The organism is Streptomyces changchenzhani (genome assembly GCF_039766235.1).
Classification (GTDB): Bacteria; Actinomycetota; Actinomycetes; order Streptomycetales; family Streptomycetaceae; genus Streptomyces.
Genome location: NZ_JBDHNH010000023.1, coordinates 1 through 22,520 on the forward strand (window position 1 = coordinate 1; position 22,520 = coordinate 22,520).

The 22,520-nt window shown below is 70.4% G+C and carries 13 protein-coding genes and 1 pseudogene; 12 read left to right on the forward strand and 2 right to left on the reverse strand.

From position 1 onward, the window contains the following. The 12 genes and pseudogenes from ABCR94_RS37965 to ABCR94_RS38020 all read left to right on the forward strand — a co-directional run. Positions 1-377: DUF6545 domain-containing protein (locus ABCR94_RS37965; protein WP_347125972.1), on the forward strand; the 377-nt coding region annotated here is incomplete at its 5' end. After that, positions 304-1,536: an amidohydrolase family protein gene (locus tag ABCR94_RS37970; protein WP_347125974.1), complete on the forward strand. Its 1,233-nt coding sequence runs from the start codon at positions 304-306 to the stop codon at positions 1,534-1,536. The genes ABCR94_RS37965 and ABCR94_RS37970, both read left to right, overlap by 74 nt. A 155-nt stretch (positions 1,537-1,691) precedes the next feature. After that, positions 1,692-2,851 (forward strand): annotated as a pseudogene (locus ABCR94_RS37975) (IS1380 family transposase). Positions 2,852-3,903: 1,052 nt separating this feature from the next. Further along, positions 3,904-4,410, forward strand: coding sequence for a hypothetical protein (locus ABCR94_RS37980; protein WP_347125975.1), 507 nt, complete (start codon positions 3,904-3,906; stop codon positions 4,408-4,410). 34 nt (positions 4,411-4,444) lie between these two features. Further along, positions 4,445-4,660: a hypothetical protein gene (locus ABCR94_RS37985; RefSeq protein ID WP_347125977.1), complete on the forward strand. Its 216-nt coding sequence runs from the start codon at positions 4,445-4,447 to the stop codon at positions 4,658-4,660. After that, entirely contained in the window at positions 4,657-5,595 is a 939-nt protein-coding gene (locus ABCR94_RS37990; protein WP_347125979.1) for an AAA family ATPase, read from the forward strand. Before ABCR94_RS37985 ends, ABCR94_RS37990 begins: the two co-directional genes overlap by 4 nt. A gap of 29 nt (positions 5,596-5,624) precedes the next feature. Continuing rightward, positions 5,625-6,377 (forward strand): hypothetical protein, encoded by a 753-nt coding sequence (locus tag ABCR94_RS37995; RefSeq protein WP_347125980.1) that lies wholly within the window; start codon positions 5,625-5,627, stop codon positions 6,375-6,377. A 726-nt stretch (positions 6,378-7,103) separates the two neighbouring features. Next, the gene (locus ABCR94_RS38000) at positions 7,104-10,952 is read left to right on the forward strand and encodes a CHAT domain-containing protein (RefSeq protein ID WP_347125982.1); all 3,849 of its coding nucleotides are present in this window, start codon (positions 7,104-7,106) and stop codon (positions 10,950-10,952) included. 7 nt (positions 10,953-10,959) lie between these two features. Next, the gene (locus ABCR94_RS38005) at positions 10,960-12,822 is read left to right on the forward strand and encodes a caspase family protein (RefSeq protein WP_347125984.1); all 1,863 of its coding nucleotides are present in this window, start codon (positions 10,960-10,962) and stop codon (positions 12,820-12,822) included. A gap of 348 nt (positions 12,823-13,170) precedes the next feature. Beyond that, positions 13,171-13,896 (forward strand): Crp/Fnr family transcriptional regulator, encoded by a 726-nt coding sequence (locus tag ABCR94_RS38010; RefSeq protein WP_347126026.1) that lies wholly within the window; start codon positions 13,171-13,173, stop codon positions 13,894-13,896. A 52-nt stretch (positions 13,897-13,948) separates the two neighbouring features. After that, positions 13,949-15,322 (forward strand): hypothetical protein, encoded by a 1,374-nt coding sequence (locus ABCR94_RS38015; RefSeq protein WP_347125985.1) that lies wholly within the window; start codon positions 13,949-13,951, stop codon positions 15,320-15,322. A gap of 99 nt (positions 15,323-15,421) precedes the next feature. Continuing rightward, positions 15,422-18,307, forward strand: a complete 2,886-nt coding sequence (locus ABCR94_RS38020; protein WP_347125986.1) for a CHAT domain-containing protein — start codon at positions 15,422-15,424, stop codon at positions 18,305-18,307. Positions 18,308-18,475: 168 nt separating this feature from the next. On the opposite strand, the gene ABCR94_RS38025 is transcribed toward ABCR94_RS38020, so the two are convergent. After that, positions 18,476-20,068 carry a TRAFAC clade GTPase domain-containing protein gene (locus ABCR94_RS38025; protein WP_347125987.1) on the reverse strand — a complete coding sequence of 531 codons (1,593 nt, stop codon included), beginning with the start codon at positions 20,066-20,068 and terminating at the stop codon, positions 18,476-18,478. A 4-nt stretch (positions 20,069-20,072) separates the two neighbouring features. After that, a complete protein-coding gene (locus ABCR94_RS38030; protein WP_347125988.1) occupies positions 20,073-22,520 on the reverse strand; it encodes a GTPase-associated protein 1-related protein in 2,448 nt (815 codons plus the stop codon).

A 22,520-nucleotide genomic window follows, 5' to 3' on the forward strand; every position in this document is an offset into this window, starting at 1 on the left:
GCGCCGCCTACCCGGAGCTCGTCCTGAACCGGAAATCGTCCAGTTCCAGATGGAATCGCTTCCGGATTCGCCGTACCCACGAGCGGTTCTATCGCCGGCACATCGAATGCCGCGACGGACTGGTGCGCCTGAGTCCCTACCTGACGCAGGTCGCACCCAACGCCGATCTCGCCCACAGCCCGGCCGATCAACTCGCTCGGTACATTACCGAGGCGCTGGCGCTGAAGCCGGCCACTGAGGACCCCCATACCACGTTGTCCGCCGTACGAATCGCGTTCCCCTCCGGCGACGACTTGGCCGCCGATGCCCGTGAACTCATCGCGATATCCCATTCCTACGCGAAAGGCAATCGTGAACAAGATACTGATTACCGCTGACCACGTCATTACCGGGCCCGCAGGTCAGGTGATCGACGATGGTGCGGTGCTCGTGGACGCCGGCGTGATCACCGCTGTTGGTACCGCGGCCGAGTTGGACACCTTGGTGGATGCGAGCGTGTCTCGGCTGCGGTGCCCTGGGGCGACGGTGATGCCCGGGCTGATCGATTGCCATGTCCACCTCGCTTTCGACGCGGGTCCCGACCCGATCCACGCTGTGACCCACGCCGACCCGGGCGAGCTCGCAGCCGCCATGGCCGGCCGCGCCGAGCTGATGCTGGCCGCCGGGGTGACGACCGTACGGGATCTCGGTGACCGCGACGCGCTCACCGTGACCTTGCGTACATCCATCGAGTCCGGGACGGCGGTCGGGCCGCGTATCCTCGCCGCGACCGCGCCGTTGACCTCGCACGGTGGCCATTGCGGATTCCTCGGCGGTGAAGTCACCGACGACGACGACATTCGCTCACAGATCGCCCGCAACGCAGCGGCCGGAGCCGATCTGATCAAGGTGATGGCCTCCGGTGGCGCCCTCACACCGAGTGGCCCGCGCATGTATGAGTCGCAGTTCACTCCCGGCCAACTGCGCCTGATCGTCGAAGAAGCCGCCCGCCATGGCCTGGGGGTGGCCGCCCACGCACACGGTACCGACGCCATTACCCACAGCGTGGCAGCCGGTGTCCGGACTCTCGAGCACTGTTCCTGGCGCACTGCCACGGGCATCACCTACGACCCGAAGATCACCCGCCGAATCGTCGAGAACGACATAGCTGTCTGCCGCTGCATATCCGGGGACTGGCGGCTGTTCCTCGAGCAGATGGGCCCCGAACGGGCGGACGCGATGGCCGAGACCATTCTGGACATGCGGCAGGCCGGTGTCCGGTTTATCGCCGGCACGGACGCCGGCGTGCCGGGAGCCCGGTTCGGCGACTACGTCGGTATGCTCGAATTTTTCGCCTCCCTTGGTTTCAGCCATACCGAAATCCTTGACATGGCTACTACCAACTCCGCCCATGCCCTTGGGCTGAACGACACCGGCACCCTGGCCTCCGGCATGCGCGCCGACCTCATCGTCATCGACGGCAACCCCCTGACCGAGTTGGACGCCCTCCGCCGAATCCAACACGTCTTCACGGCAGGCCGCCTCCTCAACAAGTGAACGCAAACACGGAATCGCAGCCACGGGCGTTAGCCTCGGGCTTTCACGAGGTGGGTTGTCCGATGCGTGATCGGAAACGCGAAGAGTGCTCCTGACCTGCAACGATGGGACTTGTCTAGGGTCCGTGTCGTCGCGTGGAAAGAAGCACTCCTCAGGTGAAGAAGCGTATCGGGTCCTATCCGCGTGTCCGCATCGAGGGCGGCGGTCATGGGGTGGTTTCACAGGCCGGCGGGGTGCTGCTGGTCGAGACCGTCCGCAAGACCGGCCTGGACACGGCGATATCGGCGGCGTTGGCTCCGTGGCGGCGGCCGAGGGCGGTGCATGATCCGGGCAAGATCCTGCTGGATGTGGCCATGGCGGTCGCTCTTGGCGGGGACTGCCTGGCCGATGTCGGCGTACTGCGGGCCGAGCCGGCCGTGTTTGGTCCGGTGGCCTCCGACCCGACCGTCTCGCGTCTCGTCGATACTCTCGCCGCTTCCGGACCAAGGGCTCTGGACGCGATCCGCTCCGCGCGGGCCGGAGTACGTGAACACGTATGGAAGTTGGCCCGCACCTCAGCACCGGACGCCTCGGGGCAGGTGATCGTGGACCTGGACGGAGTGCTGGTGCTGGCGCACTCTGAGAAGCAGGATGCGGCCGCGACCTGGAAGAAGACCTTCGGCCACCACCCACTGATGGGCTTCGTCGACCACGGCAGCGGCGGCACCGGAGAGCCGGTGGCCGCTCTGCTGAGGCCGGGGAACGCAGGCTCCAACACCGCCGCCGACCACGTCACCGCCACACAACTCGCCCTGGCCCAGCTCCCCAAGAAGTATCGGCGGGGACGCAGCACACTGATCCGTACCGACTCCGCGGGCGGTACCCATGAGTTCCTCGCCTGGCTCTCGAAACGAGGACGGTGGCTGTCGTATTCGGTCGGGATGACCATCACCGAGCAGATCCATCGGGCCGTGCTGAAGGTCCCTGCCTCCGCTTGGACGCCCGCGATCGAGCCCGGCGGGGAGATCCGTGAAGGGGCCTGGACCGCCGAACTCGACGGCGGTCCAGGCCCCTTCACGATGCCGCGCAGAACCGGATCTGGCTGGATATCGTTTCCCTCGCGCTCGACCTGCTGGCCTGGCTGCCGATGCTCGCGCTGACCGGCAAACCCCGGCTCTGGGAGCCCCGCCGCCTGCGGCTACGCCTGTTCTCCGCCGCCGCCCAGCTCGTCACCACCGCCCGCAGACAGCACCTGCGCTTCGCCCGGCACTGGCCCTGGACCGACGTGATCACCGGCGCGACCCACCGGCTCGACGCCCTCCCGAACCCCACTTGACCAGCACCAACCCGCCCCTTCGAGCACCAGCACCACCGACCGGAACCGTGGAAACCGGCGCCCACCCGACGCGACACTCGGGCCACCAGGCTGTCCACACCACGGCCTTGAACGGGAACTGGCCGCCAACCAAAGCTGACGGCCAATCACGAAATTTCGAGGTTAGCCCGCTGAGCTGCGGAGACGCCTGCCGCGTTCCCGAAAACGAGGAGGGGCGTTTCGGGGATCCGTTTTACACATAGCCTGACCTGCGGTTTTGCAGTTATACGCAAGGCCCACGGAGGCACGGAGGCGGGGCTTGTACGAAACCTTGAACGGAACTCGTGAACAGGTCGTGCCCTGGTCTCCCGGTCAAGCCCTGAGCAATCTGGATCATGTCGCTGCGGTGACGAGGCGCAAGTAGACCGCGCGACACGCCGCAGCGCCCGCCAGGAGCGCTCGATCCATAGGGTACCGGATCGGGGCTCAGGCGGGCGCTGGTGTCTGGAGGCTCGGCAGGCACAGCTGGTCAGTGGCCGGCCGAGGCGGCAACAACGGAGTGATCAGCTCCCGCAAGCCGGCGTTCACCATCCGCGGCCGAGTGCTCACACACCACGAACGACCGAATCATGACATCAGTCCCTCCTGGCCGGCCCCAACGTCCAAGAGCCTGATACGAGTTTTCCGTAGGAAAATATCTATTGGCTGTACGAGGGTTCACCGCCGTGTCACGAACCGAACTCGGCGGACAGATCCTCCGGTCCTGATCGGTCCGACCACTTTCTGGGAACGCAACAGGTGACTGCTGCCAGACCCTGATCGGTTCATGTCCCTTTCTGAGAAGGCGTCCGACGCCGTTACGTCCAACGGTGTAGTGCGAATGGGCGCGAGTGACTGTGTATGAGGTAGTACCTGAAACGGGCGGAGAATTCGGCGGCCGCAGGGTTTTCAATGGAACACCGGTGGGCGCCGTCCTGTCAGGGGCGAGGGAAAGGGCGTTTGGGGGAGCGGCCTCCGGAGAGTCTTGTCGTGCGGATTCGCTGTCGTTCTTTATGCGTGACGGGGGGATTGCTATGACGGTGGTCGGTGTCCATGTGCGGACCAATATCAATGTTGTTGCCCGCGCGAACGTCTATTCCGCGAATGAAATCGTACGCATTTTCTACGAGGTGGTGTCCGATGCAGGGCTGAACGTCACCGAACTCGCGGAGATCCAGCCCACCATCGAGAAGGGTCTGAGGGCCTGGCTCGCCATGCGCAAGCTCGAAGCGGCGTATCTGGAGGTCTTCGATCCGGTGACCCATGTGGTCCGGTGCCGTACGGATCTGAACATCGTGTACACCTCCGAGACCAACGAGCGGCACCGTACCGACATCGACCGGGTGAAGACGGCGACCAGTTCACTGGGGAGATACCCGGGGTGCAAGTACCGGGTGGTCGTCTCGCTCGCGGACGGAGCGCCGGACGTCGGGGGTTGGGACACCACCGAGCTTGGCAGCGTGGACCATCTGACGCAGCGCGATGTGGGCGATGTGATCGACACGGCCGCCGTGCAGTCCCGCATGTTCACGTGGTCCTGACACGTACTCAGGCGAAAAACCGGGGGAGGACGACATGCGGGTGAACTACCTGCTGCACGGAGAGCGGCACGAGTTGAGTGTCGAGGAGACCGACGACCTGGCGGAGCTGTGCGGCCGCGTGGAGAAGGACCTGCGCGCCGCACACACGGAACTCGCAAGCACGCCGTACCTCGCGGAGAAAGTGGCCGACGGGCTGTTGAACGGTCTGAGTACGGATGCCGACGACGCGGATCTGGGAGAGGTCGCATGACGGAGGCAGACACCGAACTGCTTGTCGTGTCCTGGCTGCCCGAGGCGCGCGAACGTCTGCAGAGCTCCTGGGACGCGGTGTGCCTGCCGGCCGGCATCAAGGCTCTCCTCCTGTCGTACACGCGCACCCTCAGCCGGCTGTCGAAGGTTCCGAGCCAGGCGTTGGGGCTGCGGCGCAGCGTGCTGCTGTACGGGCCGCCGGGGTGCGGTAAGACCAGCCTGGCGCGTGGCCTGCCCGCGGCGTTCGCGGCGACCTCCCCGACGGCGCCGATGGCTTTTCTGCACGTCAACACCCACGCGTTGTTCAGCGGCGTGCGCGGGGGCGGCCAACAGCGTGTGATCCAGGCGTTCTCCCGCATCAGGGAGACCGCGCAGTCGGACGTTCCGTTGTTCGTGCTTCTGGACGAGGTGGAGACGCTGGGCACCGATCGCTCGGCGATCAGTCTCGAATCCAACCCTGTGGACGCCCTGTTCCAGGTGAACGCGTTCATGGAGTCCCTCGACCGGTGCGTGGAGGAGTGCCCTCGGGTGATGTTCGTGCTGACGACGAACACACCGCGTTCGCTGGACCGGGCGGTGCGGGAGCGCGTCGACTTCGCCGTCAAGATCCCGTTGCCCGACGCCGAGGCCCGCTCCAGCATCCTGCGGGACTCGCTCGGTGCCCTCGCCGTCGCCTACGACGTCGGTGCGGCGCTCGCGTCCGCCCAAGACGGGGACGGAGCGTGGCGCGAACTGGTCGGGCGAACCGAGGGGTTGTCGGGCCGGGCGCTGCGGCACGTCATGGTCCTCGCCGGAGCTCTCGCCGATGAGTCCCCAGTGATCGACATGGCGCAGTTGGGCGCGGCACTGGACCAGATCCAGGACGTCGAGGGCGACCTCCTACGCAGCGGCGGTAGCTATGTAGAGGCATATCAGAATGGCGGGAAGCAGCTGTGAGATTCGAACGTGTCGTAGTACAGGGTCCCTTGCGCTCCACCAGCCAGGTGTGCGAGGAGCTGACGGGGTTCCTGGAGCGATGCCTGACGGGGCTCGGGCATCCGGGCGCCACACAGGTGCGGTCTGTCCTCGGTCCCGCTCAGCCGTTGCTGCGGACCCTCACGACGAGAAGGGGATTCCCCGACCCGGCGGCGGTCTCGCTCCACGTGGCCGAGGTCGAGGTCCTGGTGCGCATCGCCTACGACCCCGAGGTGGCCGACCACCTCGCGATCCCGATTGTCGAACCGCTCTCCGGGGAAGACGGCAGCCAAGGAGCCGTCGTCGTCGTCCACACTGCTTCCGACGTGGAACCGAAAGTGCGCGATGCGGCGGAGTCCGCAGGGCACGACGCCCTCCGATTGGAGGTACGGCTCGCTGTGCCCGAGCCGGCACCGGAGCCCTGCGTCGTACCGAGTGCGACGCAGGATGCCGCACCTGCCGAGGCCGTGCCCGACGAAGCCGTAACCGCCCTGGACCCGGTGCCGGCGGACGATCCGTCCGGCAACGACATCCTGCCTGGCGGTGAGGGTACGCAGCAGGGCACTCCGGAGCCGGTCGTGCCGCCGCAGTCCGGGGGGCCAGTGGCTACGCATCCGCCCGCAGTGTTCGGTGAGGAGACGGAGGCGGAGACGGAGGAGGCGGAGGATGTCCCGGCGCCCGTGGGGCAGGGCAGCGGCCCGGCCGACGGAGTACCGGGCGGTACGAGGCCCGACTCCCCGGGCGGGGGGCCATACAAACGATGACCGCGCCGGGCCCGGGGCGGGCCCGGTGGTAACGGCTGGACCGGGTCGGTGCGGTTCAGCCGCCCTACTCCGGTTCCCGTTCCCGGCCCGTGTGAGTCAGCGGTCGGTCCGTTCCGCGAGCGGCCGCGGCCAAGGCTTCCACGTTCGGGGGGAGCGGTGAGCGCGTCCGACCCGCTGTACGCCGCGACAGGCCGCTGTCGGCTCGTAGAGCAACTCGCCCTTGTCGCCCTCTCCTGCCGCGTCCGTAAGGCGGCACAGCATTCCGGGCGTGCCGGGCGCAGCGCGGATGACTTGCCAGATGCCGCAACTCGTGCGCGAGGCGTTCTGGTTGATGGCGTGTCGGGTCTATTTCGGAGTGGCCGGTCGCTCCGACGGTGCCGTCGTCGCGAACGCGCACCGAGAATCATCGGGGCATGCGGAAAACCAGTCGTAGTGCGGAATCGGTCCGGACAGCCTGTGGTACCCATGGCAGAGCGAAATTCTGTGATGGTCGGAAAGCCGTGGGCGTGAAGCTTTTATTTCACACGGTTGATGTGATGTCTGCCGCTGATCAACCCGTTTTGCTCCCCTGTCGACTTGCTAAGAATTGTTCGTAATCGACCGGATGGCGGATCGGTAATTGCCTGTTCTTGATTCCGGTAAAACAGGCATGGCGCATTCCTGTTATTTGCCGTTACCGTCGGCGTCCGGGGGCGCATTGGCGGGGAATTGGGGGAGGGGGGAACCATGGCCAAGATCATGAGGGGCGGGGCCGCAGGAGGCACGGGGGACGGATTACGCATCGATCGGCTGGCCGCACTGCTGCTCACCGAGCAGCGAGGTGTCGATCCCGCCGCAACGTGGACCGAGCACGGGGGCAGCGACCGCGTGGCCGGCGCGCTGGGCGCATCCGACGGCGACGACCGCGAGCACTTCGACACCTGGCTCGCGGCGGCGGCCGCGCTCGCCGCCGGGGAACCCAAGAGAGCCCTGGCCGTCCTGGACGGGCTGCCGCCCGCTGCCGTCGGCGCCCGCTCCTCGACCTCCCACGGCCACGCACCATCGCAGGCACTTACCCGCGCGATGCGGGTCGCCGCGCTCGCCATGGACTCCAACTGGCACCCCGGCGGGTGCCTCGCACCGTTGCAGGCCGAGGCCGAGGCCGAGGCCGGAACCGTGGGATCCGGGCCCGTCGTCGCCGACGAGCGGCTGCGGCTGTGCGCGCACCTCGCCGGACAGTTCATTCCCGTCCTCCTCTCCGCGCGGATGACACTGGGACACGCGATGACCGCCGAGGCCGCGCGTGAGCGCGCGTCCCGCTACGGAGCGCGGACCGAGGGTGCGGAGTGGGACGTCTCGGAGGGCATCGACGAGCCGCTGAATTGGTACGACGGCCTGTACGAGCCGATTGCCGAGGCCGGCCACGAGGAGGCCGCGGCCTGCCATCTCCTGCTCGCCGCGGATCTGCGCGTCCGGGCAGGCGATCGGCGGGCGGCCGTCCCGCTGCTGCACGCTGGACTCCGGCACGCCTCCCGGCGTCCCGCCTCGACCGGTCTGGCCGAACTCCTCAGGGGCGACTGGGAACTTGGCCCTCCGGGCACGGCGGAACAATGCGCCGTCCCACCGACCCCGCCGGAGCTGACCCGGGCCGCCGAACGGTACGAACTGGCGGAAGCCGCCTACCGCGCGGCGGGCTCGCAGCGCGGACGAGCCGCGGCGCTGCTGCGTATCGCGCACGTCCACCGACTCCACGGCGAGGCGGAGGCATGCCGCGCAACCGTGGCGGCGGCACTCACAGCGGCAGTGGCGGCCGGCGACGGAGCCTGCGCCGCGCTGCTCCGGGTCCATCAGGTTCTGGACCTGATCGCCGCCGATACCGAGTCCGACACCGAGTCCGACACCGAGTCCGACACCGAGTCCGGGGCGGAGACCGAAGTCGCAGCGACCGTGGTGGGCTGGGCCAGAACGGTCGGCAGCACGTCGTGGGCGCGGGGACTGGCCCGGCTCGTCCAGGACCGGGCGGAGTCCTGGAGCGCGCAGGGGCATGTCGTGCGCAGCGGCCGTGCCACGTCGCTGGCCCGGTTACTGACCCCGGACCGGGACGGTGGCCCCGGAGACCCGGAGGCCCTGCCGATGGCCAGCGTCTATGCGGAGGCGCGGCACCGGCTGGCCGTCGTCGTTGTCACCGACCTGGAGCAGCGAGACCACCTCGAACGGATCCGGCGCCGCCCCGACCTGGGTGAGCCGCCCGACCTCACACACTGTCTCGGTGTCATCCAGGGCGCCCAGATCTTCCACAACCAGGCCTCCGCCCTGCGGGATCCCGATCTGATGGCCGCCGCGCGCTCACGCATCGAACGCGCACTCGGCATCGGCGGACTCCTGGTGGCGGGCACCGGTTCCCTCGCGGACGGGCCGTTGACGGAGGTCCTCGACGGCCTCCGTTCCGATCTGGCTGCCTGCCCGGCCCAGGAGGCCCTGTTCCGTTCCCGACGGGCCCGTTCGGCGGGGCTGGAGGAGGAGGCGGACCTCCTTGCCGACGAGGCGATCGTCAGGGCCGGGCAGATCCCGCACGAGGTCTTCCGCAGCGTCGTGCGCTGCGCCGCCCTCGCCGATCTGGGCCAGTGGAAAGCGGCCCGCGCCGAGGCCGGAGCGGTCGAGCCACGGCTCTCCGCCGTTCAGGCGGCCAACCTCTGGGTACGGCTGGGCCGGCCCGAGCGGGCGCGCAGGCATGTGCCGCTCATCGGGGCCGACGGCGCCGTCGGCCCCGACGAGGACCACTCGTGGGAACTCGCCGCCCTCCACGCCGACCTGGCTCTGGCCGAGGGCGCCTACGGCGACGCCGCCGATCAGGCGCTGCGTGGGCTCGCCGCGTACGAGGAACACCGTCTCAGGCTGGCCAGGGACACGCTGCGCGCCTCCTTCGCCGACGACCCGGTGCCGGCCGGGCTCCACCATGCAGCCACCCTCTCCTTGTTGCTGTCCGGCGGCGGGGACGCGGCAGCCGCCGCCTTCACACAGGCCGAGCGCGGCCGGGCGGGGTTCCTCAGCGCCGTCTGCGCCCTCGACGCCGCGGGAACGGACCGGGAGGACCGTACGGCCGTCAGGAGCTGGTTGGCAGCCGAGGTCCGCTGGGCCGCGGAGTTCGAGGAGCATGTAGGCGCCATCCGCCGTGAGGCGGTCGGTCCGCGCGGTGACCCTGTCGTCGGTCCGCGCGGTGACCGGGCGGTCGGTCCGCGCGGTGACCGGGCGGCGGAGACCGGAGAACGGCTGTCCGAGGGTGCGGAGCCGAAGGTGACCGAGCGGCGTATGCGCATCGAGGCGGCGGATCAGGCGCTGGGCGCCGCCGAGACGGTGGTACGGCGGCGGGTTCCGGCCGCGCTCACCGCCGTCGGCGGCGACGTGCTGCCGGACGCGGCAGCCGTTGCCGAGGCGCTGCCCCCGGGCACCGTGCTGCTCGCCTACCACCTCTTCGACGACTCGCTGGTCGGCTGGGCCATGACCCGCGAGAGGCTGCTGGTCGAACACGTGACGAGCCCGCCCGACCACAGGAAGCTCGCCCACCACGTGGTGGCGACCGCCCGCCGCTTCCGCGACTGGTGCGCCGCGGCAATGGGCAGCGGTCTCGCGGAAGCCGACGGGCGCCAACTCGCCGAGTGGCTGCTGCGGCCCTTCGCGGCGCCGCTCCGGGAGTGCCGGCGGGTGATCGTGGTGCCGCCCGCGACGCTCGCCCTGCTGCCGTTCCACGCGCTGCCCTGGAGCGGCGACGTCCTCGGCGCCACCCACGAAGTGTCGTACCTGCCCGCCGCCGCCGGGCTCACGCGGCGCCGCTCGCAGCAACCGGACCGGCCGTGGACCGAACTCGGGGCCCTCTTGGTGGGTGCCCCCGCGAGCGATCCGCGCTGCAGGCTGCCGGAGCTTCCGGGCACCGCCGTCGAGACCGCCGAGATCGCCCGGCTGCTGCCCCGCAGCCGGCTGCTGACCGGTGCCGGGGCGACTCGCGCCGAGGTGTTGGAGGCAGCGCCCGGCCACGACGTGCTGCACCTGGCCGCTCATGGCCTGGTCGACGAACTCGCCCCGAACCGCAGCCGGTTGCCGCTGGCCGGCGACGACTCCCTCGGCCTCGCCGACCTGCTGACCGCCGCCCACGCTCCACAACTGCTCGTGCTCTCCGCCTGCGACACCGGGCGCGGCAGGGCCACCGCGGGCGGCGATGTCCTGGGGCTGACCCGGGCTGCCCTGATCACCGGTGCCCGGCACGCGGTGGTTTCGCTCTGGCCGGTGCACGACAGCGTCGGTTGCCTGGTGATCACCAGGATGTACCGGCACCTCGTCCACGACCCGGCCGCTCACGTCGGCGCCGCGCTGGCCGTGGCACAGCGCGAGGTGCGCGCCTTGTCCGGCGCCGAACGGGACGAGGAGTTCCGCCTCCTCGCCCACCGGACCGGAGTCGACCCGGGTCCGCGTACCCGGGCCCGCTCATGGGCCCCCGGCGAGTACCCCGGCCAGTCCCGGGACATCGAACCGGTGTGGCGCCCGGCCGCGACCGACCGGCACCCGTATTACTGGGCGCCCTTCATCCATGTGGGGGTATGAGATGACCTTGAGAGCTGTACTGATCGGCGCCCAGACCTACGGTCTGACCGGCGTGCACGCCGATGTCGAGCTGATGCGCCGCGTCCTTACGGATCGCGGCTTCACCGACCTGGATGTCCGTACGGAGGAGCGGGCCCGCTACGAGGGCATCAGAGAGGCCCTGGCCCGGCTGCGGGGTGCCGTCCGCCCGGGTGACGGAGTGGTCGTCTACTACTCGGGGCACGGCGGGCTGTCGGACGGACTGCAGTACCTGGTGCCCGTCGACATGGGCGAGAGCACCTCCACCGACTTCCGTGGCTACCTCGCGGAGGAGCTCACCGCCGCCGTGCGCGCGCTCACCGCGGTCACGCCCAACGTCACTTGTGTCCTCGACTCCTGTCACTCGGGCGGAGCGGTACGGGAGGCGGCGTACGAATCGGGCCTGTGGGCGCTGAAGTCCGTACGGCTGCCACGCGTCCCCCCGGACGCGGCCCTCGCCCGCGCCGCACTCCTGGCCGCCCCCGACGACTCGCTGGTGCCGAACGTTGTACGGCTGACGGCGTGCGAGCAGCACGGCTCGGCGTACGAGACTGAACTCCGCCCCGGGGCCGGCCGGCAGGGGGTGTTCACCGCGGCCCTCGCCGACCTGCTCGACGCCACCGCGGGCCGTCGTGTCCCCTGGTCGGTGCTGATGGCCCGGGCTCGTGACCGGATCAAGCAGCAGCAGGTACTTCAGCGGCCCGACGCGGGCGGGCCCTCGGGGCGGCTGCCGTTCTCCCTGGAGGAGCCCGCCGAGCCGGAACGGCTTCCCCTGCTGCGGCGGGAGGGCCGGTTCCGGGTCCCGGGCGGTGCCCTGTTCGGGCTCGGCCCCGAGGACGAAGTCAGGATGGTGTTCCCCGACGACACTGCGCGGAACGAGGGCCGGGAGAGGTCCGTGCCGGCGACCGTGGACGAGATGCATGTGGGCGACGCGGTGCTGCGCGTGACGCTCGCCGCGGTTCCGCCGCCGCAGGCGGACGAGTTGTCGAGCGCGGTGGTGCCGCCCGGCTCGTACGCGCTCGCCATACGGGTGCACGACCGCCGGCAGGTGCTGATCGACGCCGCCGGCTCGTTCGCCGACGCACTGCGCAAGGAACTCGCCCGCTCTCCACGCCTGGCGGAGACAAGCGAGGCGGACAAAGCCTTCGCCGTCGTACGGGTCCGCGACGGCAGGCCCGAGGTGCTGAACCGTCAGGGGCAGCCCGCGCGCAGGCCGACCGATCCGGCGTACGCCGACGCCTCCAGGCTGACGGCGCTCCTGGACGAGCTGGCCAGGGGCGAACGCGTACGGTGGCTGCGCGACCCCAGGGACTCCAGCCGCCTCGACGCCGGACTGGACGTCCTGTTCGAGGCCCGGCGACCCACCGGGAACGGTGACTGGCGCGCGCTCAAGCCCATGGGCGAGAGCCTGTACGACGGTGACCTCTACCGGGCCACGGTGAACAACCGCTCCGGCACACCGCTGTACTTCTGGGTGATCGGCGTCGGACTGAGCGGCCGCACGGCGCTGGTGACCAACGACCAGCCCAGCGGCTACCGGACGGAGCCTCACACCGACCGCGTGACCGCCCCCGTGCGGGTGTACTGGCCTCCGGACGTACCCGAGCAGGGTCCCCGCCCCGAGACGGTCCATCTGATCGTGGGCGACCGCCCGATGGACCTCAGCGGCCTTGCCTCGCGCGAGGCCCGCGACCGGTCCGCGCATACGGCCGACCCCGCCCTGGGCGCACTGCTCCAGGAGGTCTGGGACGGAGTGCGGGACCAGCAGATGGACGGGGGCGAGGAATTCCACTACCGCGTGTGGACCGTGCACGCCGACGCGCTGCCCCGGACCCGGGAGGCCAGCACATGATCCCGTGGCCTGCGACGGTGCCCCCGGTGCGGGCGGACCGCCTCGCCGAGCAGGAGCGCCGGGCCGAGGCGTACGCCGTGGTGCGAGCTACGGGGACCCGGCTGCGAGCGGCGGGCCGGGTCCCCGTGCTGTCCCCCGCACAGCCAGAGTGCAGCAACCGCGGCGACACCCTCCCCGCAGCAGTGCGGAATGCGCACGGAGAGTCCGGCGGCTCCGTCCGCGGCCGGTGGAACAGCCGTCACCATGTCCCAACTTGCGTGAAAGGAAAGGGGTGTTCGCTGCTCGGCGGATACGATGCCGTACGCCGCCAATGCCGGAGAAGGCCTGGTTGTGTGGGGAGGTGCCGTGATGTCGGAGAGGTGCACGCAAGGCCCGGGAGCTGTCGACCGGTGGCCGCACGGCACGTTCCTGGCCGATCTGGCCGGTTCCCCGGAGGCCGCGAAGACTCTGCTCTCCCTCGGGACACCACGCTCGTACGAGGCGGGCGAACACCTCCTGATCGAAGGCCTGCGGGAGACTTTCGTACTGCTCCTCCTCAACGGCGTCACCAAGGTCACCGCGACCGCGGAGGACGGGGACACCGCGCTGCTGGCGATCCGGCTCGGCGGGGATCTGGTCGGGGAGTTCGCGGCCTTCGATAACCGGCCCAGGTCGGCCACCGTCACCGCCGCCGGGGGCGTGACCGCCCGGCGCATCGGCCAGCGGGACTTCCTGGACTGCCTGGACGGGTATCCGGCCGCGGCGCTGGCCGTCAGCCGGATGCTGGTGCGCAAGAACCGGTGGTCGGTGCGGCGCCGGGGCGACTTCAGCGGCTGTCCGGTGGCGACCCGCGTCGCCCGGGTCCTCGTCGACCTGGTGGAGGACTACGGAGAGCCACGGCACGACGGCGTGCTGATCGGGCCACGACTCACCCAGGCGGAACTCGCCGGTCTCGTCGGCGCCAGGGAGCGCCGGGTGCACCACGTGCTCGGGGAACTGGCCGGGCAGGGAGTCATACAGGTCGGCTACGGGCGGACGACTGTCCTGTCTCTCGTCGGGCTGCGCCGGGCCGCCCGGCTGACGCCCGACGGCTGACCGGAGCCGGCGCCGGACGCGCACGGCACGGAAACGAGGGGGAACCGGACGGATGCGGAACAACAACACGGCACACACGGGTGCGGACGACGGCCGCGGTGATGGTGGGGCGGTGCGCGGCGACGTGCTCGGCACGCCGGATCTCGTTGCCCTCGACGGAGCGGTTCCCAAGGGAGGAGAACAGCCCGTCCACGACCGGATCGGCGGTGTCTCCCTCGGCCGACCGCTCGCCTACGCCTTGCAGGACCCGGCCCGCCGGCGCGCGACGGCGGACGCGGACCGCGAATTCCTGGTCTGCTTCCCGTTCGACTTGGAGGAGCTGCCCGACGGACGCCGCTACGAACAGGTCACCCTCACCGTCCACTTGGCCGACGGCATGCACGCACTGAGCCTCGACCCGGCTCCCGGCACCGTCGCCTCCGACGGAACGGAGATCTCCGTGTTCGGGCTCGGCAGGCAACGGCTCCGCTGGACCTTCCGGGCCCCGGGGCGCGGCGGCGCGCTCCGCCCCGACGGACGGTGGGCCCAGGCGGTGGTGCGGATTCCGGCGTCCTCGACCGACGTGTCCGGCCGGGTCAGCCTGAGCACGACGACCGTGCAGCCGGTGCTCGGCGGAGCCCTTCGGCGCAGGGCGGCGGAAACCCCCTACGACACGCCGTTCCGCATCCGGGCGGCGGAGGCATGGCCGGCGGCCACCCCGCTCACGCACCAGGGGGCGTTCCCCGGGGCCTGGGCCCTGGCCACGTACGAGGACGAGATGCTGGAGTCCGACGGACGGGAGCCGGACGACGAGAGGCTGCCCCCAGGGCTTCGGCGGCTGTGCCTCGCGGTCGACATCGAGAAGTACAGCGCCCGCGACAACGCCGACATGGTCCGGTTGCAGCGCGTTCTGCTGCGCACCCTGCGCGCGGCGTGTGAGCGGGTCGGCGTCGCCTGGGAGCGCTGCGGCCGGCAGGCCCAGGGCGACGGCTATCTGCTCGTCCTCGAACCCGACGTCGACGAGACCAGGGTCGTACCTGGACTCCTGGAGGGACTGACGGCAGGCCTGGCGGCGGCCAACGAACGGGCCGCCGGGGTGAAATCCGTTGCTGAGAAAGAGAATTCGGGGGGCGACCTGGGCAGCGTCCGGATGCGGGCCAGTCTGCACCAGGGCATCGTGCACGAGGCGGACAGCGGATATGCGGGCTCCGCCGTGGTCGCCCTCTTCCGCGTACTCGACTCCGACCCCGTACGCCGCGTCCTCGCCGAATCCCCCGGCACCGACCTCGTGGCCGCCTTCTCGGACGCGCTCTACCAGGATCTCGTCGACACCGGCTACGAGGGACTGTCGGCCGTCGGTTTCGAGAAAGTGGAGATCGAGATCGCGGCCAAGAACTTCACCGGTGTCGCGTGGGTCCGAGCGATGCGCTCCGCGGCCAAAGGCTGACCGGCTTCCGGCACGCGCCCTCGTTCACCTTCCCTCGTTCACCTTCCCTCTTCGATTTCGTTCATGTGTGTTCTGGTTTCTATCGGCAAAGGGGCCGACATGAGTGACACGGCGTCGGCGGACGCACTGGCCACGGTCATCGCACGCACCACCCAGGCCATCGAGTCGGTCGGCGCGGACGACCGCGCGCCATGGCTCTTCGCACGTTGCTGGATGCGGGCCAGCCGCTATGAGGAAATCGGCAGGGACCTTGTGGACATCGACGGCGCCCTCGACGACTTCGACGCCCTGCCGGCGGATCTGCCCGGCCGGGCCAAGCTGGCGTCCGTGCTGGCGACCGCCCTGCTCAGGTCGGGCACGCTCGTGGGATCCGTACGGATGCCCCGCGCGATGGTTCTCGTGGACATCGCCGACACGGACCCCTCCCCGCTGCCGGACTGGCCCGTGGCATCCGCCGCGCTGCGGGCGGCGGACCTGCTGGTGGCCTGGCAGCAGGACCGGCCGGGGTTCAGCTCGCGTGCCGCGCTGCAGGAGCTGGAAGGGTACGCGCGGATCGTCGGCGCCACCCAGCCCCACGCCACCCTGGTCGACTCGGCGCGGATGGGGCTGCGGCACCTGGTCGCGCAGGGGGACGGGAATGTGTCGGCATCCCAACGACTGGCCGACAATGTCCGCGACTTCGCCGACGACCTGGGCCCCCGGTCTCCGCTGCTGGACCGCGGCAGGCTGATGGCGCAGCTGCAGGAGGCGAACACCAAGGCCATGCGTGGCGACGCCGAGGGCGCCATGGAGACGCTGGAGGAGATCCGCGAGGCCTCGCTCCGGCTGCCCCCGGGCGATCCGCTGCGGGCGGCGGTGGACGAGGCGTGGAAGCAGCTCGTCCCGTTTCTGGAGATGCTCCGGCCCACCAGTACGGCAGGCGGCGGGAACGCGCGCCGTGCGCAGTACGTGAACCCGGCCAGTGACGCCCACCTGCGCATGTTCGAGGAGATGGCCAACCAGCCCGGACTCCCGGACAACGAGCACGCCTTGCGGCTGTCCCAGCTCGGCACCGCCGAACTCGCCACGGACACCCCGCAGTCGGTGGACAGTGCGGTGAAGCACCTCACTCAGGCGCTGGCCGTCGCCACCGAACACGACCCGCGACGGACGTACTACCTGATGTTCGCCGGTGTCGCGCACCTGCGCCGGGTCGAGATGTCGGGCGGCAGACGCGACCTCAGGACCGGCACGAAACTGCTCGAACAGGCCTGGCAGCAGGCCGAGTCCAGCACCCACGCGCTGTGGACCACGACCGCCATGCCGCTGGCCCACGCCTACCGGCTCGCCGGCCGCAATGAGCTGGGCCGGTCGACGGCACTGCGCGGACTGCGCGGGCACGCGTGGAGCGTGCTGCTCCAGTCGACGCCCGACGAGATGCAGGCCACCGCACGCGACGCGGCAGGCGACGCCCTCGACACCGCACGGCTGTGCCTGATGGACCATGACCCGGAAGGCGCCGCCACCGCCCTGGACGCGGGCCGCGGTCTGATCCTCTACGCCACGACCGAGACCCGTGACCTCGCGGCACGGCTCACCGCCGTGGGAGCCCCGGAACTGGCCCGGGAATGGGCGCAGGCGCAACAGACACACGCGGCGGACGACATTCCGGGCGAGCTGCGGCGCCGGGTCATCAGCGTGCTGGCCGGCATTCCGCTGACGGCCGACGGCTCGCTGGCGGCCAGCCCCGCCGAGGGCACGACACGGTTGCTCGACCCGCCGGAGCTCCACGAGACGAGGGCCGCCCTGAGCTCGCTCGGCGCGGACGCGCTGGTCTACCTGCTGCCGGGCGACGAGCTCAACGGTGCCGCTGTGGTGATCCCCGCCGACGCACCCCCGAGCTGGCTCCCGCTGCCGAAGCTGAACGACACCGGGATCGCGGCGTTCGAGGCCTTCCTCTTCGACGCGGCGCAGGGCATGGAGGGCAGGGACGCACCCGCCCGCGACAGCGCTCTGCTGGACGCGCGGATCAAGGCCCCGCAGGCTCTTGAGGAGATCTGCGAGTGGGCGTGGGAGGCCGCGATCGGGCCGCTCGTCGAGCGCCACCTGAACCTGCCCGCGGACCGCCCGGCGCGGCTGGTGCTGATTCCCGTACGGGAACTGGCCCGAGTGCCGTGGCACGCGGCGCGCACCCGGTCGGCGGACGGGACATGGCGGTACGCGATGGAGCGCGTCGTCTTCTCCTACACGCCGTCCGCCCGGCTGCTGTGCGAGTCGGCCTGGCGCGACCCGGTGCCCCTCAACGGAGAGGGACTGGTGATCGGCGACCCCGACTCTGCAGGAAAGGCGAGGGACCTGCCGGCCGCGCGCCTCGAAGCGCTGGCGATCAGGGACTGCTTCTATCCGGACGCGCGGTACGTCGGCAGGCTGCCCGACGGAGAGCAGAGCCCGGAAGGAGCGGGCACCCGTGACGAGGTGCTGCGCTGGCTCGCGGATCCCGCCGGCGGCACCGTGATGCACCTGGCCTGCCACGGAATCGTCGAGCAGAGCACCTCGGCGGAAGACAGCTCGTATCTGCTGCTCGACCGCGGTGAACACCTCGCGGCCGAGCGGCTGGTCCGGACCCTGGGCGCCGACCCCGACCGCGGCATCGCGCTCGCCGTCCTCGCCGCGTGCAGCACCGGCCGGTCCGGGCGCGGCTACGACGAGGCGTTCAGCCTGAGCACCACGCTGCTGGCCGGCCGGGTCCGGTCGGTGGTGAGCGCGACCTGGAGTGTGCCGGACGAGGCGACCTCGGTGCTGATGTTCATGTTCCACCACTTCCTCAAGGAGGAGGGCCTGGCACCGGCGGACGCCCTGCGCACGGCACAGCTGTGCATGGTCGGCCGCCGGAAACCGCCAGAGGCTATGCCCGGAAGGATGCGCGCCCAACTCCGCGCCCAACTCCGCAGCCACGACCGGTCGGACATCGCATCCTGGGCGGCCTTCGTACACACCGGGCGGTGAGCGTCGTCACCCAGGTCCCGTAGTGACACCGGGGACCGGACCACAGGCATCCTGCCGGTCCCCAACGGCCTCGACGTCGTTACGGCAGCCGCCGAGCCGCGCGGCCGGACGGCCGGACGGCCGAGGGCTCTGCGTCAGCCGACCGGGGTCGCTTCACCGTATGGCACCTCACCGTGTGGACACCCGGTCGGAGGACGTCGTGGTGTCATAGCGGCCGGACCCGAGACACCAGTCGACCAGCGGGACGATGCTGCCGTCCACCTGCTCCTCCTCGGCGATGACCGCCGCCGTGAAGAAAAAGCGCACCTCCCGAAACTCCATCTCCATGGCGCGCGCCAGGTTGCCCAAGCCCAGCACGTCGACGAGCCAGGCCCGGGTGGACCCGCTGTCGTCCGGCCGGTGTTCGCCCAGCAGCCGCTGCTGATGCAGCATGTCGTACTTGCTGACGGCCACCGCGAGCCGGGACTGCGTGAGGTCTCCGTTCATGCGCTTCATCGTCTGGGTGCTCTGGTTGAAGACGAGTTCCGGATCGACGGGTGAGGCGAGAGTGCGGTCCACACCGGCCTGTTGCCCGGGGGGCAGCCCCTGCCAGAACGCGGCCACCGACAGCGGGTCGAGCACGAAGACGAAGGTACGCGCGGTCCGTGCGTACCGCAGGGCGTCGGTGTCCTCCAGGTTGACGAAGCGCTCTCCGGCGGTGTCGAAGATGTGCACGAGCCTGCGGGACCGCCCCTTGCCGAGCAGCAGCGAGTGCGCGGCCGGCAGGGCACGCTGGGTCCCGAGCGGGTTCCCCCTGATGGTCAGCACCTCCCGCAGCACCTCGTACTTGGCCGCGGTGCCCCGGTCGGCGAACTCGGCCGGAGGACCACCCCGGCCGGCCGCGTCGAACAGCGTCATCAGCATCGCGGCCATCAACTGCGTCTTGCCGGCGGCGGTTCCGCCCACCATCGGCAGCACCGTCTCCGGGACGAGACCGGTGCTGTCGCTCATGGCGCCCGCGCAGTACGGGCAGATCCCCTGCAGACGGTGGCTCCCGGTCAGGATCAGCGTCGGCAGCTTGTGGCCGCAGGCACAGCGGCGCTTCAGAACGCCGTAGCGGCCGGGGCGGATGTCCTGGTGCCGGCGCCGGCACCCGTCGCCCGGGCACTCGTACACCGGGTACTCCACCAGCTCGTAGCACTGCGGGCAGACCATGCCGTGATGCAGGTTCTTGGCCCGCAGCACCGTCCGGTCCCCGGCGCGCAGCGTGCCGGCCGTGACCCGGACCACGCCCTGCGCGACGTACACCAGGACGAGGTGCAGGAGGCACAGGAGAGCGAGGAGGGCCGCGGCCAGCACGGCGCCGAGTCCGAGGCCCGCGTACAGGGTGAGACCCACGGGCACCGTGGCCAGCCGGCTGGATTGGGGCTGCCCGAAAAACTGGACGGTTGTTGAGGTGAAGGAGTCCGCCACGGTACGGCGGAAACGGCCCACGGTGAGCAGGCACGCGGTGTGCAGATCGCGGGTGGCGGGGCCGTGGAAGTACTGCCGGTAGGCGGGTTCCGGCTCGTCCTGCGGTCGGTAGGGCGGCAGATTCGGGTTCTGGTATTCGGGCGTACGCCGATGCATCACCCCCACCAGGACCTGGCCGTGGAGCCACAGCAGTTGGCCCGTCAGCCCGAGGGCACGACCGACCACGATGGCCGGGGCGACCATCACGTAGACGAAGAGCACAGTCACGTACAAGGCGCTCAGCAGCACGTACACGATGAGTTCGGTCACCGCTTCACTCCTCGGCGCCGGACGGTGGGTCCTGGGGGCTCTCGGTCTCTGCTGCGCCGGTCTGCGGTGCCCGCTTGCTCAGGCGCCTCCGCTTCAACCAGCCGGCGCGTTTCTCCTCCGATCGCCGGGCCATGCGCTCGGCGAGGACCGCGCTGAGCGGCCGTGCCTCCGCGGTGAGGACGTCCAGATCACCGGGAGGCCAACTGTGTTCGACGGTGTCCAGCGCCCGGTCCAGAAACTGTTTCTGGGAGGTGGTCATGGACCGGTGGGCCGCGACCACTGCCAGGATGTTCTGCAGCGACTGGCGGGTCGGCGTCGCCGCCACGCGGCACACCAGCTCCAGATAGCGGAGCGAGGTCCGGTCGCCCATCGCGAGGAAGACGCGCGCGAGTTCCTGAGGCGTTCCCTGGCATTCCAGGAGGGCCTGGGGAAGCCGCTGGCGGCGCAGGGCGGCCACCGGCTGCCAGAGCGCCGACCACCGCGTCTCCGCCACGTGCAACAGCCCCTTCGCGTGGGGGTGTGCCAGCAACTCCGCGATCCGTACGGCGCTCTCGGCGCAGTCGCGTGTACTTCGCGGCAACCACGCGATGCGCCCGGGCGACGTCATCAGGTCGCACAGCTCCAGGCAGAGCGCCAGCTCGTCGCTGTCGCGGATGTCTCGCGCGAACACCGCCTCCAGCCACTTCGCCGCGCTGCCGTCGACCTGCACGGACGGCGGCAGCAACTGAATGACTTCGACTGCCTCCTCGTGCGTCCAGCGCCCCGACGGCCACAGCGTCCTCAGCAACGTCCCGTCCAGCACGCGGGGTTCACGCAGCCGCAGGACGCGCGCCAGACTGTTGGCGGTGCGTTCCGGATCATGTGCGGCGCGTGCAATCAGATAGTGCTCGCGCAGCGCGGGGTGGTGTTCCAGATCCTCCTCCCGCAGAAGCTCACTCGGCAGTCCCCTCAGCAGTTCTGGGAAGTGGTGCGGCTGTTCGGCCAGTTGTCCGCTCAGGGCGAGCGCCATGCCCTCCCGGAACTCGGGCCAGCTCGTGGCCACCTGGGTCAGCCACGCCCGGAAGCGTTCGTCGACGTGCGAGGTCACGGTCCGGCTCAGGAGCGCCTGGGCGATCTCGGTGCTCTTGCGCACGACGGTGTCGCGGTCCGGTTCGAGCCGGGCGGTGGACGCCCACAGCAGCAGCCGTACGCCCTGCCGGTCGTCGCAGTCCCGAAACAGTTCTTCGAAACGGGCGGTGGCCTGCCTTCTGAGCACCGGGTCCCGGATCGGCACCGGTTCGGCGGACGCGGGGTCGTCAGCCATGTACCGCCGCATCCCGGTCTCCAGCAGCTCGCCCTGGATCCGCTCGACGAGGTCCCTGTCGTCCGTGGTCCGGGCGATCCGGCTCAACACGGTCAGCTGGTCCGCGGACAGCTGCCGCGACCGGTAGAGGTCCCGGGCGACGGCAGCCAGCACGTTCGCCGGGAGGTGATCGGCGCCGTCGAGCCAGCCGACGAGCGCGGCCAGCTCCTCGTCGTCGAGCGCGGTTCCGCCGGACGCCGTCGCCGCCACCGCCGGCGGATACCAGTCCTCCGGGGTGCGCTCCAGTCCGCTGACGTACTCGTCCGTCCACGACCAGAAGGTCTGGGCCGTCAGGACACCGACCCGGCCGAGCAGCCTGGCCAGTGGATGTTCGGGCAGTTCGGGCAGCCGGCCGGCTGCGAGGTCGAAGACGTGGAACGCGTCCTGGATGTCGGGGCCGAGGCCGACGCGGATCTCGGGCACCGTGCCGACCAGCCGCAGCCTGCTGCGCTCCGGACGGCTCAGATACGTGGCGAAGGACAGGCGCCGGGCGACCGGTGGAGGCAGCAGATAGCAGACGGCCGCGAACCAGTGGGCGACCGTCTCGGACGACGCGTCGATCACCAGGACGGTTCGGTCCTCGGCGATCGCCGCGAACACCGCCGACACCAGCTGCGGCAACCGGTCACCGTACGGATGTCCGCGCAGGAAGCGGTCCACTCCCGCCGGGGACAGCTGTCCGGGGCGGGGTGGCCCGGGCAACTCGGGCAGCCGGGTGTCCGTCACCGGGCTCCTCGTCCACTCGGGAGAGCGCCACAGCTCGATGGGGAGGGGCGCGCCGCCCTCGCCGGTGAAGTCCGTACGGCCCAGGGCGTGGGCGAAGTAGTTGCCGAAACGCTGGGAGGGGTCCCGGCCGACGTACTGGACGCAGGCCGCCACGGATATCTCTCCCGGGCCGCCCGGCACGAAGCACAGGTTCACCGGGCAGCGCTCCAGGTCGGCCGGAGCGTCCGAGTAGACGAGGGACTGCGGCGGCTCGTACGCGACCAGCGCCTCCACCTCGCGCAGGGTCTCTGCGGACACGCCCTCGCTCACCGCGTTGAACTGATAGCCCGCGTATCCGGTCAGGCCCCGCTCGCACGATGTGTAGTACATCTGCTGGAAGGCCAT

Bases quoted from the DNA above. Each gene is read 5' to 3' on its own strand.
- ABCR94_RS38030 (WP_347125988.1), bottom strand. From the start codon at position 22,520: ATGGCCTTCCAGCAGATGTACTACACATCGTGCGAGCGGGGCCTGACC.
- ABCR94_RS37985 (WP_347125977.1), top strand. From the start codon at position 4,445: ATGCGGGTGAACTACCTGCTGCACGGAGAGCGGCACGAGTTGAGTGTC.
- ABCR94_RS38010 (WP_347126026.1), top strand. From the start codon at position 13,171: ATGTCGGAGAGGTGCACGCAAGGCCCGGGAGCTGTCGACCGGTGGCCG.
- ABCR94_RS38020 (WP_347125986.1), top strand. From the start codon at position 15,422: ATGAGTGACACGGCGTCGGCGGACGCACTGGCCACGGTCATCGCACGC.
- ABCR94_RS37970 (WP_347125974.1), top strand. From the start codon at position 304: ATGCCCGTGAACTCATCGCGATATCCCATTCCTACGCGAAAGGCAATC.
- ABCR94_RS38000 (WP_347125982.1), top strand. From the start codon at position 7,104: ATGGCCAAGATCATGAGGGGCGGGGCCGCAGGAGGCACGGGGGACGGA.
- ABCR94_RS37980 (WP_347125975.1), top strand. From the start codon at position 3,904: ATGACGGTGGTCGGTGTCCATGTGCGGACCAATATCAATGTTGTTGCC.
- ABCR94_RS37990 (WP_347125979.1), top strand. From the start codon at position 4,657: ATGACGGAGGCAGACACCGAACTGCTTGTCGTGTCCTGGCTGCCCGAG.
- ABCR94_RS38015 (WP_347125985.1), top strand. From the start codon at position 13,949: ATGCGGAACAACAACACGGCACACACGGGTGCGGACGACGGCCGCGGT.